This is a genomic window from Lysinibacillus mangiferihumi (assembly GCF_003049665.1).
Lineage (GTDB): Bacteria > Bacillota > Bacilli > Bacillales_A > Planococcaceae > Lysinibacillus > Lysinibacillus mangiferihumi.
In genome coordinates this window covers 18590-38232 of the sequence record NZ_PYWM01000034.1, presented here as the reverse complement: position 1 = coordinate 38232, position 19643 = coordinate 18590, and the positions used below count along the sequence as shown (strand labels likewise).

At 37.5% G+C, this 19643-nt stretch carries 13 protein-coding genes; 8 read left to right on the top strand and 5 right to left on the bottom strand.

Going from position 1 to position 19643, the window contains the following annotated elements:
* Positions 1-79: 79 nt before the first annotated feature.
* Positions 80-1078, top strand: coding sequence for an acyltransferase family protein (locus C9J37_RS22795; RefSeq protein WP_107897226.1), 999 nt, complete (start codon positions 80-82; stop codon positions 1076-1078).
* A 193-nt stretch (positions 1079-1271) separates the two neighbouring features.
* On the opposite strand, the gene C9J37_RS22790 is transcribed toward C9J37_RS22795, so the two are convergent.
* The gene (locus C9J37_RS22790; protein ID WP_107897225.1) at positions 1272-2453 is read right to left on the bottom strand and encodes an alginate O-acetyltransferase AlgX-related protein; all 1182 of its coding nucleotides are present in this window, start codon (positions 2451-2453) and stop codon (positions 1272-1274) included.
* Positions 2454-2463: 10 nt separating this feature from the next.
* The gene (locus C9J37_RS22785) at positions 2464-3888 is read right to left on the bottom strand and encodes an MBOAT family O-acyltransferase (RefSeq protein ID WP_107897224.1); all 1425 of its coding nucleotides are present in this window, start codon (positions 3886-3888) and stop codon (positions 2464-2466) included.
* A 622-nt stretch (positions 3889-4510) separates the two neighbouring features.
* Here C9J37_RS22785 and C9J37_RS22780 point away from each other — a divergent pair.
* Both C9J37_RS22780 and C9J37_RS22775 read left to right on the top strand, forming a co-directional pair.
* A complete protein-coding gene (locus tag C9J37_RS22780) occupies positions 4511-7564 on the top strand; it encodes an S-layer homology domain-containing protein (protein WP_167397408.1) in 3054 nt (1017 codons plus the stop codon).
* A gap of 240 nt (positions 7565-7804) precedes the next feature.
* Positions 7805-9298 carry an S-layer homology domain-containing protein gene (locus tag C9J37_RS22775; protein ID WP_107897222.1) on the top strand — a complete coding sequence of 498 codons (1494 nt, stop codon included), beginning with the start codon at positions 7805-7807 and terminating at the stop codon, positions 9296-9298.
* A 117-nt stretch (positions 9299-9415) separates the two neighbouring features.
* Here the strand turns inward: C9J37_RS22775 and C9J37_RS22770 are convergent, their stop codons facing one another.
* Complete coding sequence (locus C9J37_RS22770) at positions 9416-10672, bottom strand: efflux RND transporter periplasmic adaptor subunit (protein WP_201262206.1); 1257 nt, start codon at positions 10670-10672, stop codon at positions 9416-9418.
* Positions 10669-11346 (bottom strand): hypothetical protein, encoded by a 678-nt coding sequence (locus C9J37_RS22765; RefSeq protein ID WP_107897220.1) that lies wholly within the window; start codon positions 11344-11346, stop codon positions 10669-10671. Before C9J37_RS22765 ends, C9J37_RS22770 begins: the two co-directional genes overlap by 4 nt.
* A gap of 375 nt (positions 11347-11721) precedes the next feature.
* On the opposite strand from C9J37_RS22765, the gene C9J37_RS22760 reads away from it, so the two are divergent.
* The 3 genes from C9J37_RS22760 to C9J37_RS22750 all read left to right on the top strand — a co-directional run bounded on the left by C9J37_RS22760 (position 11722) and on the right by C9J37_RS22750 (position 17226).
* Positions 11722-15204 (top strand): cell wall-binding protein, encoded by a 3483-nt coding sequence (locus C9J37_RS22760; RefSeq protein WP_407656266.1) that lies wholly within the window; start codon positions 11722-11724, stop codon positions 15202-15204.
* Positions 15205-15279: 75 nt separating this feature from the next.
* Positions 15280-15939: an S-layer homology domain-containing protein gene (locus tag C9J37_RS22755; RefSeq protein WP_167397407.1), complete on the top strand. Its 660-nt coding sequence runs from the start codon at positions 15280-15282 to the stop codon at positions 15937-15939.
* Between the two features lie 204 nt (positions 15940-16143).
* The gene (locus C9J37_RS22750; protein ID WP_107897217.1) at positions 16144-17226 is read left to right on the top strand and encodes a CAP and S-layer homology domain-containing protein; all 1083 of its coding nucleotides are present in this window, start codon (positions 16144-16146) and stop codon (positions 17224-17226) included.
* Positions 17227-17372: 146 nt separating this feature from the next.
* On the opposite strand, the gene C9J37_RS22745 is transcribed toward C9J37_RS22750, so the two are convergent.
* A complete protein-coding gene (locus C9J37_RS22745) occupies positions 17373-17618 on the bottom strand; it encodes an IS3 family transposase (protein WP_107897216.1) in 246 nt (81 codons plus the stop codon).
* A 114-nt stretch (positions 17619-17732) separates the two neighbouring features.
* Here C9J37_RS22745 and C9J37_RS22740 point away from each other — a divergent pair, with 114 nt between their 5' ends.
* Entirely contained in the window at positions 17733-18197 is a 465-nt protein-coding gene (locus tag C9J37_RS22740) for a hypothetical protein (RefSeq protein WP_107897215.1), read from the top strand.
* A 398-nt stretch (positions 18198-18595) separates the two neighbouring features.
* The gene (locus C9J37_RS22730; RefSeq protein WP_107897213.1) at positions 18596-19540 is read left to right on the top strand and encodes a C40 family peptidase; all 945 of its coding nucleotides are present in this window, start codon (positions 18596-18598) and stop codon (positions 19538-19540) included.
* The last annotated feature ends 103 nt before the right edge of the window (positions 19541-19643 follow it).

Below are 19643 nucleotides of genomic sequence, written 5' to 3'. Positions count from 1 at the left end.
TGCCAAGTAGTGCCATTGCATTATTCGATAAACTATGACATGCTTAATAGAGAGAGTATAGTACTAGGAGAATGTTGTAGTGATTAAAGAGTGGGATTTCCTACGTGTAGTGGCATGCCTATCCATTTTACTATTACATACATCCTCGTGGGTAATTTTAGAGGTTGGTGTAGAACCCGAGCAACAGGTTTATATGTTTTTGCGGATTGCGCTTTGCTATGCAACGCCGACGTTTATTGTGTTATCGATTATTATATTGTCAAATCGTTATCGTGAACGGCTACCAATTTATTTTTGGTCGAGTCGTCTTCAATATATTTTAGTGCCTTTTTTAGTGTGGGCTTTTGTAGATGCATTATTGGTGGAGTCAATTTATCGTAAAGGTTTGTTATGGGACAAGTATTTCTATAATGTAGTCTATGGTGAGTTTGTTGGCTGGTTTGTTGTGGTTATTTTCCAGTTATATGTAGTATTTGCGTTGATGAAGCGTTTTAAATGGTCGATTACTTGGTTTTTACCGCTCAGTGTGCTGATTACGCTTGTACATCATGCGGTCATTGCCTTGCCTTATCCAATTTTTGATGAGCATGCGAACTTGATACGCTTGCTGTTTACAGGATGGCTTGGTTATTTTGCAGTTGCCTATGCGATGGGGGTATCTTATGAGAGACTAGCTGCATTGGCGAAGAAGTACCGAGGTGCAACGGTTGTTTTCGTTGTGCTTGCTGCACTGTTTTTGACGATTCGTGTGTTACTTGGCTATACAGAGGTGCATTCGAGGCGTCTTGATATAGTCCCACTTGTCTTTAGTGTTGTGCTTTGTGTTATTGCTTGGGGGCAGTCATTGCCAGCTACGAAGTTGATTCGTATTATTAGTCAATATGCGTTTATGATTTACCTTATCCATTGGGAAGTGCTACGTCTATCGACAAGCTGGTTTGTGGCACATTTTGATAGCACATTGATGCGTGTTTCCATGCTTATGTTGTGGACACTTGTTGTTTGCATCGGGCTGACGAAACTATTGTCATTCCTACCGTTCAGTCAATGGATTGTAGGGAAGTTGAAAAAACGTTAAAAAGCAGTGATTTCTAACTAGATAGAAATCACTGCTTTTGTAGTTTTGGAATTCGCGGGTAAATCGGAGCGAATCGCGGGTAAACCGGAGCGAATCGCGGGTAAATCAGAGTAAATCGCGGGTAAACCGTAACGAATCGCGGGTAACCCTAAGCTAACCGCGGATACCTCGTTATCACGTGATTGACCGATAGTTACTCGGGCATCAGTTTTAAATTGCGATCATTATAGGCAAGAATGACATAGTCCGGTTGTATGTTTTGTAAGTAATGAATAATATCTTTCTCTAAATAACGTAAGTCTAAAATGGTAACAGTTTTAAAGTGACTTGCTACATGAAATTGAATAGTGTTAAAGTATGAATCTTTAATGACGACGAGATGTTTGTCGCTGTCATAGTTTTGGTTGACGATTGTAAGTTCAGCAAAGTCGCGACTGTAGGCATCCGCATAGTTCACTATTGCGTCAGGACTCATCTGTTTCGCGCGACCGTACACTGCTTCGTACGGTGCAGTGACGCCACCTTCAATTGTACCGTCGTAGATTGTAAACTGTGTTGCGAACGATGCAGGTTCGTTATAGCAAATTTGTTCATTATTGTCGACGGTCATATAGAGTATTTTATTCCATGAGCCGGCGAACTTATTTGGTAAACAAAATGTATTGGCTTCATCAAAAGGAATGGTTGCTATTGTTTCGCCCAGTCGTTTGTTTAGTGTATGGATAAGCGCTTCGTAGCCTGAATAGGCACCGCGAATTGTCCAGTGATGATCTGTTTTAAAGAAGTTGCGCTCGGCAGAAAAGTTTTCTTGCATTTCATCATAAAGACGAATATTGTCTACGCCTGCAGCGGTAACAAGTTCGTGCAGTTTTACATTGTTTGCAATACCAGCATCTTCTGGCATATAGCTTGGGCTTGGCTCACGTGAATAAGTCGCCTTTGCTGGTAGGGAGTAAAATGTAAACGGTATATGCTTTTCGGCTAGACCTTCGCTTAAGCGTTGTAAATCAGAGGCAAAAGCAGCTAGCTCTTCTTCGGGTTTTACTGCGGCCGGCTTAGAAATAATCCAGCCAGTTTTATCATCAACAGCGTACTTATCATTTAAATACGTTTTGCCCACAACACGTTGAAAGTTTACATAATTGCGCATCCATGTATCACGTGCAGGAAACTGGTCAGAAATATACGACTCTACTTGCTTGGACCATGTCCCTGTTAAAATTTCCTTAGCGCTTGGCGTAATGTTGGCAGATTCTAATGGCCGGTTTTCCATTTCTGATTGCTGCCGATCCACCGTTAATATATGCACGACGAAGCCACCGAAAATAATGCAAAAAAATGTAATTGGTAATAGATACGTTTGAATTTTTCGCATGATGTCCCACCTAAAATCTAAAGTAAATGAATGGATTATGTGTTGCGTTTACTAAAAACATCGTAATAAATAACAAAAGTGCACCATAGTAAATGGATTGTGTAATGCGCAGACCCCAGTCAAATGATAGGGAAGCGGCTGCCTTTTGTTCACTCCATGTTTGGTAAAGCTTATAAATCGGCATGGCAAAAATAATAGCGATGACAAAGTAAAGCGCATAATCTTTTGTCAGTAAAATCGTTTCATAATTGTACAGTGCAGCATCGGAAAGCCCAAACATCGTTTTGATAAATGAAAATGCATATGTAAAATCATTCGCTCTAAAGAACACCCAGCCAATCATTACGATCATTAATATATACATATGTCGGACGATGCGTGGAATACGTGCCAACCATTTTAACAGCACCCATTTTTCCAGGCAAATTAAGATACCATAGTAAAAGCCCCATGCCATAAAGGTCCAACTTGCCCCGTGCCAAAAACCAGTAAGTGTCCACACAACAAGTAAGTTACGATATAGCTTCCATTCATGGCTAACACGACTACCACCAAGTGGGAAGTAGACATAATCTCTAAACCAACTGCTAAGTGAGATATGCCAGCGTCGCCAAAAGTCTGTAACAGATTGTGCTATATATGGATAGTTAAAGTTTTCTTCAAATTTAAAGCCGAAAATTCGTGCTAACCCAATTGCCATATCACTATAGCCTGAGAAGTCAAAATAAATTTGAAGGGAGTACGCTAAAATCCCAATCCAGGCAGTCCCCGTTGTTAAATCCCCACCTGATAAGCTAAAGACGTGATCGGCAACTTCGCCCATCGGATTGGCTATCAGTACTTTTTTCGCCAGCCCTTGTACAAAGCGACGCGTACCAATCATCCAATCTTCTGCTGTGGCAATACGTTTCTTTATTTGTTCAGCTACCGTTTGATAACGAACGATAGGACCTGCAACGAGTTGCGGAAATAATGTAATGAAAAGTGATAAATCTAAAAAATTGCGCTGTGCCTTTACGTCCTTACGATAGACATCGATTACATAACTAAGTGCTTGGAACGTGTAAAATGAAATACCGATTGGCAGGGGTACAGCCTGCCATTCAATAGGTTGCGTCAAATAATTATTGACAATCTCCACGAAAAAGCCAGCATATTTGTAATAGCCTAAGATAGCTAAGTTGCTAACAATGACTAACCAAAGTAATGTTTTGCGCTTAGACTGGGAAGCGGTGTTTTCAATAACGATACCGAGCACATAATTGAGTACGATGGACAGCATCATTAAAAGCACATATTTCGGCTCACCCCAAGCGTAAAAGAACAAGCTTGCCAACAGTAAAATCGTATTGCGTAGCATCTTCGGAGAGATGAAGTACACAACAATCACTAATGGCAAAAAGACATATAAAAAAATAAGACTACTAAATACCATTTCTGTCAAATCCCCATCTCTGTAAAAAATAAAACTTCGTGAATCGCTTGCTAGTAGTATGAAACGCCACAAAGCTTGAGCAAATCGCCACGAAATCCAAGTGAAACGCCACAAAACCCGAGCCAAACGCCACAAACTCCAAGTGAATCGCCACAAAACCCGAGCAAATCGCCACAAAACCTTGTTTTACCGCTATTGGAAGTCTAGTAATGCCCATTTATTTTAATAGCTATCGCTAGATTCTGGTTTCCATAAAATATTAATCCATTTTTCCAAGGGAATTAATGAATAAATTACCTATATTATTGTAACTTAAATTCACGATTTGTTCACTATTCCTTTAAGTGAGATATTTGGCTTAGTTAAAAATTATTGGAAGGGAAAAAGTCTCAATATCTATGGGTAAAATGGTATATTTTTCGAACAAAAGAAACGTTAGTATGCCAATATTCGGATGGAAAATACGAAGTAAATAAACTAATAAATGTATTTGTAACCAATGAAAATAAACTATTACCACATCTTTCATTCCAAATATTGCACATAGAAATGTATGTTCTACTTCTTTTATAATAGAAACGTAGTCACAAAAGTGGCTAATTTATCTAGGAGGTTTTTGCACATGAAACAAAAATATAGTAAATGGGTTGTCGGCGCAGCATCAGCAGCTCTAGTAGCATCAGCAATCGTACCAGTAGCTAGCGCAGCAAGCTTTTCTGATATTGAAAATAGTGATCACAAGGACGCAATCTTAGCATTAGCGGACGCTAAAATCGTAGGAGGTTACACTGACGGTACATTCAAACCAAACGCAGTCGTAACACGCGGTAACGTAACAAAATTCTTAGGTAAATGGTTAGTATCTGAAGGTTATGAAGTGCCAGCTGACTATGCAACAAAAGCTCGTTTCACTGACCTACCAACTACAGCTCCAGACCAAGAATTACTACAATATGCAGCACTTGTTAAAGATGCTGGCGTATTCAAAGGTTCTAACGACCAATTAATGTACACTAAAAACATGTCTCGTGAACAAATGGCAGTAGTATTAGTACGTGCTATCAACACTGTTTACGGTGTAGACTTAGTTGCAGATTACAAAGAATCTGACTTCAAATCTACAATCACTGACTTAGATAACGCTACAGCTAACGAAAACCGTGAAGCAATTATCGCGTTAGAATATGCTGGTCTTACAAACGTTAAAGCGTTCAACCCTAAAAACACTTTAACTCGTGGTCAATTCGCATCATTCTTAAACCGTACAATCACGAACATTGCAGAAGCTCCTTTAACTGTAAAAGAAGCTAAAGTTGTTGACGCAACTACATTAGAAGTAACTCTTTCTGATGATACAAAACATACTGTAAAATTAGAAACTCCACTTCCAGAAAACAAAGAAACTAAAGTAGACTTCGAAATCGAAGGCAAAGCTTATTCAGCTGTAGTTACATATGAAGTAGCTGAAGTTAAATTAGAATCTGTAAAAGCTGTTAATGCTAAAACAATCGAAGTAAAATTCAACAAAGCAGTAGAAGATACTTCTAAAGCTACAATTGAATTATTACGCGGTACATTCAAGCAAAACGTAACTCTTACTTGGGCTGCTGACAAAAAATCAGTTCAATTAGTAGGCGCTACAAACTTCCAAGCTGCAGATTACACTGTAAACATCTCTGGTTTAACTGAAAAAGTATTAACAAGCGACGTTAAAATCGAAGCTCAAAAAGTTACTTCTATCGAAATCTTAGACGAAGTAGCAGTAGTTGATACAGCTATCCAATCTAACGGTACTTTCGCTGCAGGTACAACTGCAACTGTTGGTTACGTAGTTAAAGACCAATACGGTACAGATATTACAAAAACAACTTCTTTAAAAACAAATGATACTGCTAACACAACTGTTGTAGCTGATGCTGCTAAAGGTGTAGTTAAATTATCAGGTGCTGTTGTAGAAGGTAAAAAAATCGGCGATTTAGTACCAGTTGTATTATTTGATACTGCTACAGGTACTTCAGTTTCTAAAACTGTGAAATTATCTGCTGAATCTACAGTTTCTTCTATTGAAGTAGCGGGTGTTTACAACGCTAAAGGTGAAGAAGTAGTTTTAAATGATAACTCTAAAGCTTCTGAAGCATTCATCGTATTAAACCTTAAAGACCAATACGGTAAAGAAATTACAGATGCTGCTAAAGCAAGTGGTTTAGTAATTACAAACACTAACACTACAAACTTAACAATCGATAACAAAGTGACAAAAGTAAAAATTGGCGAAAAAGATAAATTAGTAGTTGCTTTATCATCAATCTTAAAAGCTGGTGATACTGATGTATTATTAATTTCAACAACTAACGGCCAATCTGCTAAATACACTGTGAAAGTTGCAGAAACTACTACAACTAACGCAATCTCTGTTTCTCAACCAGAAATCGCAGTTGCTAACGAAGCTACATTAATTCCTTTAACAGTTACTGATAAAGAAGGCAATGTTATCACTAACAAAAAAATCTTAGCTGATGCTAACAAAGGTATTAAAGTTGGTGGCACACCAGTTACTGAATCTGCTCTTGAAGTAAAAGACGGTCAAGTATACTACAAAACAACATTTGGAGCAGCTGGAACACAAGCATTAGTATTCCAAACTTCAACATTCAAAGTTGCTACTATCACTGTAGATGTTAAAGCTGCAGCAGTACCAACTGTAGTTCGCGGACTTAAAAACCCATTAGTTATTTCAACTGCTCAAACACCAGTTACAATTACTGCAAAAGATCACTTAATCATTGAAGACCAATACGGTCGTGAAATGAAAAACTCTGCAGCTCCTGTAACAGTTACATTAGTTGGTACTTCAGATGTAGTATCAGTAAATGCTAACCAAGTTACACCACTTAAAAATGGTACTGCAACATTAAACGTTGCTCTAGTAACGCCAAATGGTACAATTGATTCTGCTGTAGAAGTAAAAGTACAAGTAACTGATGGTACAGAATACAAAGGTTACGAAATTGCTGAAATTGGTAAAACAAAAGTAGCAACTGATAAAAAAATCACTGTTAACGGTTTATTAAACGGCGGTAAAGTTGCACTTGAGCCAAACGAATATACAGCAACAGTAACTGGCGGTAAATTAACTGCACCACAAGCTGTAACTGCAGGTAAAGTAAATATCGCTGACACAGCTCTAAACACTGATACAACTCCAGCAGCAAACAAAATTGATACAGAATTCACTTTAAAAGTAACAATTAATGCAACTGGTGAAGTATTAGAACAAAAATTCGTTGTTTCAGCTGACGCTGAAAAAACACAAGATTTCTTCTTTACAGCATCAGTAGTATCAACAGATTTAGCTGATTACAACGTAGCTAAAGCTATTACTGAAGCTACATTAGCATCTGGTGCAACTGTAGCAAACTTAAAATCTACTGGAGATGCTCCATTAGTAGTAAACGTTGCAACTGTTGACCAATATGGTAACAAAGAAATCAAAGCACTTGCAGCAGAAACAGTTACAATCGTACCTGAAAAAGTTACTGATGTAACAATTGCTGGTAACGGTACTGCAGCTGCAACAGCTACATTAAAAGCAGGCGTTACAGAAGCTAAAGTAACTTTAAAAATTAAAGTTGGTAACGCAACAAAAGAATTAAAAGCAACAATTGTAACTCCTTAATAAAACGAAGTGTTACTTAAACTAGTTTACTAGTGTTATAACTAGCCTTGTGATTAGATGAAATCTTTTGATTCATCGTAATCGCAAGGCTTTTTTAATGGACAGAACAGCGGGTGTGAATACATTTAACTTGGCTGCAATGCTATAAATATACATAACTATAGAACAATATGAAACTTTTAGTATTATTCCCATGTATTATCATAGTATGATAGTGAAAAGACGTAGGGGGTCGAGTGAATGAAACGAAATAAATTATTTCAAGGAGCAATCGTTGCGGCTTTAGCAACAAGTGCCATAGTAGTAGTGCCGACAGCGCACGCAGCTGAAGGTTTTAGCGATGTGGATATGACGAAAGAATATGGAACTGCGGTGAAAGATTTAGCTACGCGTGGGATTATTAATGGTTATGCAGATGGTACATTTAAGCCGTTTGCAGATGTCACACGTGGACAAGTAGCCAAAATTTTAGCAAATTTATTGGCTTTAGATACGCAAAATGTAATGGACCCTCAATTTACCGATGTTAAGCAAAGTGACGAATACTACGGCGCAATTGCAGCATTAGCAAATGAGGGAATTGCGACAGGCTTTGCCAATGGTAGCTTTGGTGTCAATCAAGCCATCACACGTGAGCAATTAGCGAGCATGTTAACATCTGCCTTCCAATTAAGCAATAATACTGAAGATTGGACACTGCCGTTTACGGATATTGTAAAATATTCTGATGCGTATTATGCAGTAGGTCCATTGTTTGAACACAATATTACAAAGGGTATTACACCTACAACATTCGGTTTAAAAGAAACAGTCAAACGTTCACAACTTGCATTATTTATTCATCGTATAGAGGCGATGCAAGCAAATCGCGTTGTCCAAAATTTCGCTGCGCGTGATTTTGGAGCTACTCAATTAGAAGCCTATTCTTATGATAATATAGCGACTGATGGGGAGCATGAATTTTTCAAAGTTCATCAAACAACGAATGGGTTGACGGTAGAGGCATTGCGTGAAGGATCTGGCTACTTTATGTTAGTTAGCTACAATATTGATAAAGAAGAAAACTATGAGATTATCGACACGCAAAAATATAAAGTAGTCGTTACAGAAGTGGATGGCAAGCTTCAGCTTGATTGCCAACAAACAGATGAAATCACACCGGGTTCAGCATTACTTTTTGAAGAGGATTTAGGCTTTAATCCGTCTCATATTCAGCTAACAACTGCAAATGGTCATGAAGTAAGTGATAAAGTCTACGTCTATCAACCATTCAATTTTGATGGTTGGGAGCCAGAAAGCATTCCAAAAGGCGGCAATTACGAATTGAAGTTATTGCAGGCAGGTGACTACATTGCAACATTGTCGGATGATAAAGGACAATCTGTACGTGTAGGTATTCATGCTGAAACAGATGGTTATGAAATGTATACTTCAGCAGCAGTTGAAGTCAGCAGTGTTTTCATTCCGAAGAGTGAAATAGGCTTTACTGTGAAAGATGTTCACATAGAGCAATTTACAGGAGCATTGTATGATCACAAAATTGTTGATGTGGAAAATGCTGCTGATGGTGTAACAGTTAAAAAAGTTGGCAAAGGTCAAACAATTTTCGCCATTCGCCTAAACGGTACGAATGGTGAAAAGTTATTCGTCCAAGGAATGATGTATGAAGTAAGTGGAATAACGACGATGTATTACGAATTAGCAACACAACAGGATATCGAAAATTCTTGGTAATTCATCAATAAAACATCATGATACGAAAAAGTGAAATTGACAGCAGTCAATTTCACTTTTTTTCATTGGAAAGGTGTTCGTAAATTTTTGCTATTATGAACACCTTTCCCTTTTAATTTAGAAGATTATATATTTGACGTAGTCTTTCCAGCCAATTTCTTTAAAGTTTTGCCACTCAATTTTTTTAACGGGCATTGAGCAGAAAGTGCGTGCTAAAATGTTACGTTTTTCATTCGCTAAAATAGGCGTACCAACATCTATATAGCTTGTGAATATCGTTGAATCTTTCGTTGAAAAAGCAACTTCAATATCTTCAAGACGGATTTTTCCGTCCTCGTCAATAATATAGACGCTCTTAGCACCTTTTACTGATTTGACCCAAGAAGAATTCACTTTATAAGCATCAAAAGCTTCGTTAACGACGATGGAAGCCTGACCTACTGTTGAAAATGGAATATTTTCTAACATATCGTCTTGTTGTAGCATTACTTCATAATTAGTAGGCTTCGGTAGTTTCGCCGTTTTTGCTAATTCTTTTGCCCATATAGCGTCATGATTTGTAGCAATCATTGATTTTTCAAGTACGATACCTGATAGGTCATCTTTGAAATGCTGTAGTTCAAAATCGACCCTTTGCCCAGCCGTAACCTGTTGCCATTCTTCTTCAGATAAGTAGACAAGCATTGCTTTTTCTGTTGAATAAATTTCAAATGTTACTGTACCAGCTTCGTCTGTGACGTTGGCAATAACACCATTAACAGGGCTCACTACGCCTTGGCGTGCTTGAATTTGGGCAATTTGCGCATCCATTACGGCAATTTGACGTGTAGCTTCTGCAATATGGCGATTTAAAATAGCGACAGCTGTAGATGGAGTATTTTGTTGACCTAACTCCAATTTTACTGTGACATTTAATTTATCACTAATTTGATCTGTATTGATGGAACTTTTCGGATTATCGGTACTTCCGAAATCCGATTCTATTTGTGACAAGGCGGATTGCAAGTCACTTAATTCAGTTTCATAAGCATCCCGTTCAGCCTCAAGCTTCGTTAACTCATCGTCAACTTGCTCTGTTTTATAGGTAGCGAGTATATCGCTTGCTTGAATCTGCTGACCACGCTTTACATTTACTGCTGATAAACTTTTCGCATCTGCAGAAACTGTATACGTTTCGGCTGGTGCAACAATGGCATCTTTTTTCACCGTTTCTACACGGTCACCGACAGTAGCTCGTTGAAATTCATAAACAAAATAGGAACGCGCTACTTTACTATTATCCTTGAATACGTAGAAGGCATTTACGCCAACTAAAATCGCCATCACGATCATACTAAGGCATGTCCAAGGTCTGGATTTTATAAAACGCATCATCCTAGCCCCCTTGTAATCCATTCTTGAAGTGGTAATACGCTAATCATCCCAACAAAAACAGCCATTAATACTTGGAGTATAATAATTTTTGCTAACAGCGCTTTACGATCTGCTGCTTCCTCCCATTTAGAAAGGAAAGTAAAGTGCACAATAATCGTCAGCACAGTAGTAACTGTTAGCTGATTAATAATGAATAATACAACATCTTTATCTAGCACTTGCTGTACCACAGGGGCAAGTGATAAGAAGGAGAACGTTGTAGAGTAGCCTACTGCGTAAAACACTGCAAATAAAATAGTCTTTTCAATAAGTATAAATGCCAGTACAAACAGTTGTACTTTCTGAATCCATTTGTAAGGAATGTCCGTTAATAGATGTAATATATATGTAACGCCATAATAGTGGAAGCAAAAATAAATGATTCCCCAAACAATGGCTCCAACCATTGATAGCAAACGGGCTGTATAATATTCATCTTGCTGGTTCGTTGCAAATAATGTTGTTAAACTTTCAGTGCCTAATCCCCAAAACTCACGTATTGCAAAAAGGAGCATGAAAAGAAGGAAAATCGTAAAGGAACGCTTTTTATAGCCTCTTATTTCTCCTGTTTCCAAAGCCTGTGTAAAGTTAAGGGGGTGCGTTAAGCTATGCCAAAACTTGTAGTGATAAAACATATCTAGCTCCCTTTCAAATAAATTAAATATTAAAGATGTAGTATACACCTAGTTACTGGTAAATAACATAGTATAAATGCTAGTTTTTTTAAGGAATTTTCTCAATAAGGTGGGACTTTAACTAGGCTTAATTTTAAACGTCCGATGCGGGATAAATGCGTCTATCACAATTATATAGTATTCTAACAATAACTTCCTTTAAAAAGTCTATTCTATCTAAAAATAGCAATTATCTGTAAGTTAGTAAAGGTTGTATGTGAGTTTACAACAATAGCTTGAAATCAAGTTATTATCACCGATACTAAAGATAGTAGATTCGCAATATATGATACATATCGATTTTCCTATATAACGTAAAAAGAAAGGATGAGCAAGTTGAAGAAACCTTTAAAAGTGGGTGTCTTAACGAGCCTTTTATTAACACCAGCAGCACTTGCTAATGTACAAGAAGCACAAGCACAAACTGTAGCACAAGCTGAACAAGTAGCTTATGTCAACGCAGTAGCAACAACGGAAACTAGAAATAAAACGATTGAACAATTTGGTAAGCTTTCTGAAACATCAACAGCGAATGATATGGTCATTGCAGACGGCGATGTTAAAGTTTTAAGCACGACCGATTTTAATGATAATGAACGAGCTTTTATTAAAGCGAAATATGATTATGTAGTGGCACAACGAGGGTTCGTCAAAAAATTAAATGAACTAGGTAAAAGCATTAATGCAATTACCTATACAAGTAGAACATTTGTTGGCGATGTTGCCGCTGTGCAAGCAGAGTATACTACATTTTTAGGTTCAACTTCAGCAGCCAATTCCTATCTGGCTGTCCAAAATGATTTTAATGTAGCTGTCAATACAGCATTAGCCAGTGATGCCAAAGACATTGTCTCGTCTGTTCGCGGCACATCACTTCAATACGGCTATGACGACACGGAACGTAACAATTATTTTAAAAAGAACGGTGCCGATATCGCCAAGCTTACAAAAATGACTGGCGATGCAACTAAGGCGAAAGAAACAACTGACAAATTAGAAGCTTTTATTAGCGTACTAGGTAACACAACATCAAGCTCCAGTGATATTGCTACAGCAGCCGCTGAAGTAACAACAAGCTATAATGCTCTAACTGCTGACCAAAAGAAAATTGTTACAGCGTATAATCCAAACAGCACAACAGTTACGCCATTTAAAAAATATACAGATGTGCTAGCGAACTTATCTTCTGCAGATAAGATTGTTGCAAGTATTACGCAACTAACTACGAAAAAACCAGAAGACTTTACTACAGCTACAAGTTTTATCAGTACTGTAGCAGCAATTGAAGCATCTTATAACAACTTGGACGCAGAGACAAAACGTTTAGTTTCAAATTATGGCGATTTAAAACCTTATCAAGAGGCGGCCAACGTGTCCAAGCAAATTACAGCATTACGTATTTCCAATACGGACGCGTATCGTATAGCAGTAAAGGCGGCAAGAGCGGAATATGATAAGCTTTCTAATAAAGAATTTGTAAAAAATGCGGAAGATTTACAATTAGCTGAATCTAATATTGCGGCTGCAGAAGTCATTGAGTCATTGATTTCTGAAATTGCGGCTGCGCCAGATAAAATCTCGAAAATAGAAGAAGCGCGTAAAGCGTATAACACGCCTGAAGTACCTGCTGGACAAAAAATTGACGCAGCAAGTGTGAAAAAAATCGTGAAAAACTTGTCTGAGTTAACAACGTGGGAGAGCTCTCATAAAGCAGTTTTAAATGTTATTACGTTAGTAGAAAAACTAAATCCAACGGCGAAGGACTATACAAAAAAAGCGAAGGCTGCTAACACAGCTTACTTAAAGTTAGATCCGACCAAACGCGAGTATGTTAAAAGCTATAAAAACTTAAAAAATCAAGTGGACGCTATGAATCTTATCGATCCTATTATGGGGCTAAATACGTCACGTAAAGATTATAAAGACACGGTTGCTAATTTGCTTGCAGAATATAATAAACTGTCGCCAGAAGCGCAAGCATTAGTGACGAACTACACAGCGTTGTTAACAGCCAACAACTATATCACCACTGCTCAACAGTTTGATGATAAAGTCAATGCATTAGCCAATGAATCAGATGCCACATTTGTTGCAAAAGTAGTGGCATTATCGGCTGAATATAAAGCGATGGACAAAAATGCCAAAAGATTAGTAACACAATATAAAACATTAACAACGTATGAGAAAAATAATGCCAACGTTGTGAAGGTTATTAATTTAATTTCTGCCTTAAACCCAACGAATAAAGACTATACGAAAAAGGTAATAGCAGCACGTAAAGCTTACAATGCATTAGATGCAGCATCTCAAAAGCGCGTGACCAATTATGAACAGTTAACAGCTGTCGAAGATGTAGCATCATTAATCGGGTTAATTGAAACGTTAAAGCCTACAAGTAAGACGTTTTTAAACGATTTAAAAACTGCACGTGCCAATTATGATGCACTACCACCAGACAAACAACAGAAAATCATCAACTATGAAAAGCTGGTGACAGCGGAAACGGAGCTTACTTCCGCAAGTACAGTGATTGCATTAATAGATGCGGCAGTTCCAGAAGCAGAGGATTATTTAACTAAGCTAATGAATGCACGTGTTGCTTACGATAAACTACCAACTGGACAGAAAAAGCTTGTTTCAAATATCAAGACATTAACGGATCGTGAAAGACAAGTGAAGCCAATTTTAAATGTCATGGTGCAAATCGATACGTTAGACCCAAGTGCCAATAATTTTGTTAGCAAGGTCAATGCAGCACGTAAAGCGTATGATAAATTGACGAAAGACCAAAAGGCGTTTGTCAACAATATGGCAACATTACAAAGCTATGAACCATTAGCTAACGTAATCGAATTAATTAGTAAGTTAAAAGCATCGAGCAAGACATTCCAAGAAGATACTGTACATGCGCGTGCATTGTATGAAGCACTCAGCAAAGAAATGCAGCAGTATGTGACGAATTACAAGTTGTTGCAAGCTGCGGAAACAAGCATATTAGGTGCTGGCAATGTCCAACGCATGATTGATGAGTTGCCAAATATTGAACCACAACAATATGTCAAACGTATTGAGGAAATTCGTGCAGCTTATAATGCATTGCCGAAAGATCAGCAATTGGCAGTAGCGAATTACAGAACATTACAAGACCAAGAAAAGTTGATTAAGCCAGTTATTAGTGTTATCAATGAGATTGATAAATTGATGACATCCAAAAATATGGATAGTCAATATCAAAAGATTTTGAAAGCCTATGATAATTTAACGGCTACACAACGTAAATATGTCTATAATGAGCAAGTGCTTCTTTCATTAGATAATGTAATTAACGTCTACAAGAGTATTGCGGCTTTAAAACCGAGCGATAAAATGTACTTTGGGATGATTGAGTCTGTACGTAAAGACTACGATAGCCTTAATACAACAGATAAACAAAGAGTATCGAATTATTCGATTTTACTAGAAGCAGAGAAAAATATGAGTGAAGTAAAAAAAGTGGTGGAGATCATCGCTAGTCTTTCTCCAACATCAAGTACGTATATCCAAGATGTTGAAAATGCAGTAGCTGCGTATAAGGCGCTAGACTCTAAAGTAAGAGGACAAGTGATCAACTACGATAAGTTGAAAGGTGCAGAAAAAGATGTAGCAGCAGTGTTAAAAGTAGTCAATGCGATTGGGGAACTAGATCCCGATTCAAAAACATTTGAAAAGAAAGTGATTGCTGCACAAAAACTATATAGCTCACTATCGTTGGAGCAACAAGATTTAGTTTACAATTATCGCATTTTACAAGAGCATGCGAAGACATTAGGATTGGACTAAATAGATGAAGAGAGGGGTGGGTCCCTCTTTTCGTTATTTTAAATGGTTAAAATACATTTAAAGGGGCAAAGGTTTATGAAAATAAAGCATACTAAATATGCATGGGCATTTGCTACGGCTTTAGCTGTAGCGCCTTGTGTTGCCGTAATTCCTACGGAAGCGGCTTCCATGCCATTTGTAGATATTACAAACAATAATAGTGAAACTGAGCTCTATCATGCAGTAAGCGAGCTATACAATAAAGGCATTGTATTTGGTACAACACCTTCAACCTTTAGTCCCTATCAACAATTAACGCGTGGAGAAGCAGCTTATTTTTTAGCACAAGCACTTCAGTTGCAAACGAACAACGTGGACAATCCAGGTTTTAGCGATGTGCCAACTTCGCATCAGTATTATGGCTATATAGCAGCACTAGCAGCTAATGGTATTATCCAAAAAGGAAATCAATTTAATCCGGATGCTTCTATTAAGCGTAGTCAAATGGCAAAAATGCTGACACTGGGCTTTCATTTACAACAAGCGACATCGTTAACTGCACCTTTTACAGATTTTACAAAAGATGTTGAAACCAATCGATACATTCAAACGTTATTAGATTATGGGATTACGCAAGGTACTAGCGCTACGACATTTTCTCCGTATACAGATGTACGACGTGGTCAAATGGCTTTATTCCTTTATCGCATATTACAAAAAAATAATAATGACCTATACATTATTGGTGTTGAGTAAAAAGAAAAATCACTCTTGGGAAAGAATGTGCCTGTAGAGTGATTTTTTTAAAAATCTTTGTAGGAAAAAACAGGTAATAATGGTATGTTTATTATGTGGTAAATAGGGTAAAGACGATACACTAGCGGATATTCGTTGCTTATATGAAGCGATGAAATATCGGCATGAATGCAAAAATTTTCATACATATTTAAGGAGAAAGCTATGTTAAAAAAAGTACCTAGTATTGTCGGTTTGTCGCTTATTTTGCTGGCTACACCACATGCTGTGCCTCTTCCAAACCTAATAGATGTTGCCTTAGCGGCAGAACCAGTAAAGGATGTTCCATCTACTCATTGGGCGAATCGTTCCATTCAGCACATGTTGGATAAGCAATATATGACAACCTATCAGGATGGGACATTTAAGCCAGAGCAGACTATTACGAGAGCAGAGGCAGCGGCAGCAATTGCCCGTTCGATGCAACTAAAAATGACTGCTCCCTCTGCTCCTAATTTTCGAGATTTATCTCCAGCACATCCTTATTACAAGGAAGTTTGTGCATTGGTGGAATTAGGAATATTACAAGATGGCGATTGTTTTAATCCTGATGCCCCATTGAAGCGCATGCAAATTGCTAAAATGATAACACTTGCTTACAATATTGAGGTCGATTCACAAAATAATAGTAAGTTTAGTGATATTACTGAAGGGCATTGGGCAAAGGATTATATTGAATCACTTGCAGATGTGGGCATTATTAAAGGAATCAATGCAAAACAATTTGCACCGAATCAATTGGTAACACGTGCACAATTTGCCTCCATAGTTGAACGGAGTCTTGATTTTTCGACGACACTAACCAATTTCGAAGCAGCCTATGATTACTTATCGAAGTCTTATATTTCGACCAAAAATTACTCATCTGCCATGTCTAATGATGTGATTAGGTTAGTTAATAACGAAAGACAAAAAAGAAAATTACAGAGTCTTAACTATGATGAAGCATTAACACAAGTGGCTGTTATCAAGGCACAGGACATGATTAATCGTCATTATTTTGAGCACGAATCACCTTACTATGGAATGCCATGGGATTTAGCAACATTATTTGATTATTCATATACGAGCTTAGGTGAAAATATAGGAAGAAATATTCCGACTCCAGAGGCGGCTGTTAAAGCATGGATGGCATCACCAGCACACCGCGATAATATTTTACGTGAAAATTATACAAACACCGGTGTTGCCATCGCAGTGGATGGCAAAGGAAATTTCTATTGGGTACAATTATTTTCTAGTCAATAACTTGATGACAGTGGGGAAATAGGAAAAAGAGGACACTTGGTAGTGACCTCTTAAAGTTAGAGTTTTTATTATGCAGCTAATTGGCTGACTTGAGTTCGGTATTTTACTGGACTCATGCCAGCCAGTTTTGTTTAATACGTTCATTGTTATAGTAGTCGATATATTTGTTCGATTTTCTTCTGCAATTCTTCATACGACATTAATACTTCACCGTAATACATCTCTTGTTTGAATATGCCAAAGACGTTTTCCATCGCCGCATTGTCTGCACACATCGCTTTGCGAGACATACTTTGGGAAATTTTCTTTTGCCCTAATGTTTTCATCCATAAATTATATTGGTAATGCCAGCCTTGATGCGAATGAATCAGATAAAAATTATTGCAGCTCATTGTAGAACAGGTGGCGATCAGATTGTAGAGTTGTATCGTTTCATGTTAGTTTCACTAGCAAGTCAATGCGCTAATATTGACAACGTAGCTTAAACTAAAATAATGAGGTGTAAGATGAAAGTATTTGTAAATTTATTGATTGGATTGCTTTTTGCTTTTACACTAACAGGCTGTATTGGTGAGGACTATGATGTTGGAGTGCCAACTGCTCATTTAAATTTTGATCATTCCTCTGTGCAATTAACAGAAGCAAATATCAGTTGGAAGACAGCAAGTGAAGATGTACAGAAGTCCATCGAAGATATTAAAAAATACGCATCGTCATTGGATGAAATAAAGGTCTTACCAGGTCAAAAAACATCTTTGGATTTTGAGGAGAACGAAAAAAACGGTGGAGATATTTGGACTGACGCACAAGTGTCTGCTTTCTTGTTAAAAGATGACGCGCGAATCGAACTGGAATTTGATGATTTTAGAGAATTTCAATTCCCAACCGACAAAGGAAGCTATGTTCTGGAAGTTAAATTTAGCAGTACGGCAGGCAGTGTACAATATGTAGGGAATGTTCGTATTGAATAAGTCGGTTAGAAGGCTTAAAGAAAAAAGTGTTAGATTGAGCGCTCAATCTAACACTTTTTTGATATGAATATATTGACCACTTTCTGAGGGTTTACGGGTGATTCATGGACTTTTATCGGCAATTTCTCTTGTTTTACGAGCAATTCATGGGTTTTTATCGGCAATTTTCGTCATTGTCTATTGTAACAAAGCGTGGCTTATATTACAGGAATGTTACAAAAAGCCGGAATACCCATTAATTAATACCCATATTTTAACGTTGATAAACCATGAAACGTTGGTATATCAACGTTTTTTTTACTTTCAAAACCGTTACACAATTGAAAAATTAAAACACCATCATTTGTGATAGTCTATGTATAGGCAAAAAAGTTCTTTGAGAGGGGCATAACAAACTTATGAAGAAAAAATGGTTATTACCGATTTTTGCATCTTTTATGTTATTTTCAACAATTCAAATAGATAACGCTGAAGCGGCGACTGCAGATGAAGTCACTGAAACAGCTTCGAAATATTTAGGTATTCCTTACGCTTATGGTGGTACAACTACTAGCGGATTAGATTGCTCAGGCTTTACTTCTAAAGTCTTCAGTGATTTAGGCATTAAATTAAATCGTACTTCAAGCTCACAATATCAACAAGGCACTGAAGTAGCAAAGAGTGATCTTCAAGTTGGCGATTTACTTTTCTTTAACACGAGTGGTAGTGGTATTTCACATGTCGCAATATACATAGGTGACGGTAAAATGATTCACTCTCAAACAGGTAAAGGTGTAAGCTATTCGGATGTAAACGATCCATATTACTGGAGCTCTCGTTATATTGGTGCAAAACGTGTAGCACAATTTGACACTGAACAACAAGCTGAAGTAACGAAAGTAGCAGCAGCTGAAGTGAAAGAAGCTGCAATTGATTTTACAGTATATGCTTCACGTGCTGAAGTTGCTGTTCAAATTGCAAAAGCTCTTAACTTAGATACTTCTGATAAAAATACGTCATTTGCAGACGTAAAACCTACTTATGCACATGCTGGGGCAATTGCTGCTGTAGCGAAATTAGGCATTTTTTCTGGTGATGACAACGGCAAATTTAATCCATCTTCTCCAATGACTCGTGCACAAATTGCAAAAGTTTTAGTAGTTGCTTTTGGTCTTGAGCATCAAGGTGATGTGATGACATTTGCAGATGTTCCTGAAAACTATTGGGCAACAGAATATATTTCAATTATCGCATCAAACGGTATTACAGCAGGTAAAGATAATGGCAACTTCGGTTATGATGAAATGTTAAAAATTTCTCAATTAGAGACATTTATTGAGCGTGCTAAGCAAGTGAATAAATAATCAATTTCTACTTTGCTTCGGACAAGGGCTACGTTTGGAGTAAAGCATTGCATGGAAGTTCTTTTAAATAACGTATAAATGGAGGAGAGTTTGCACATGCAGG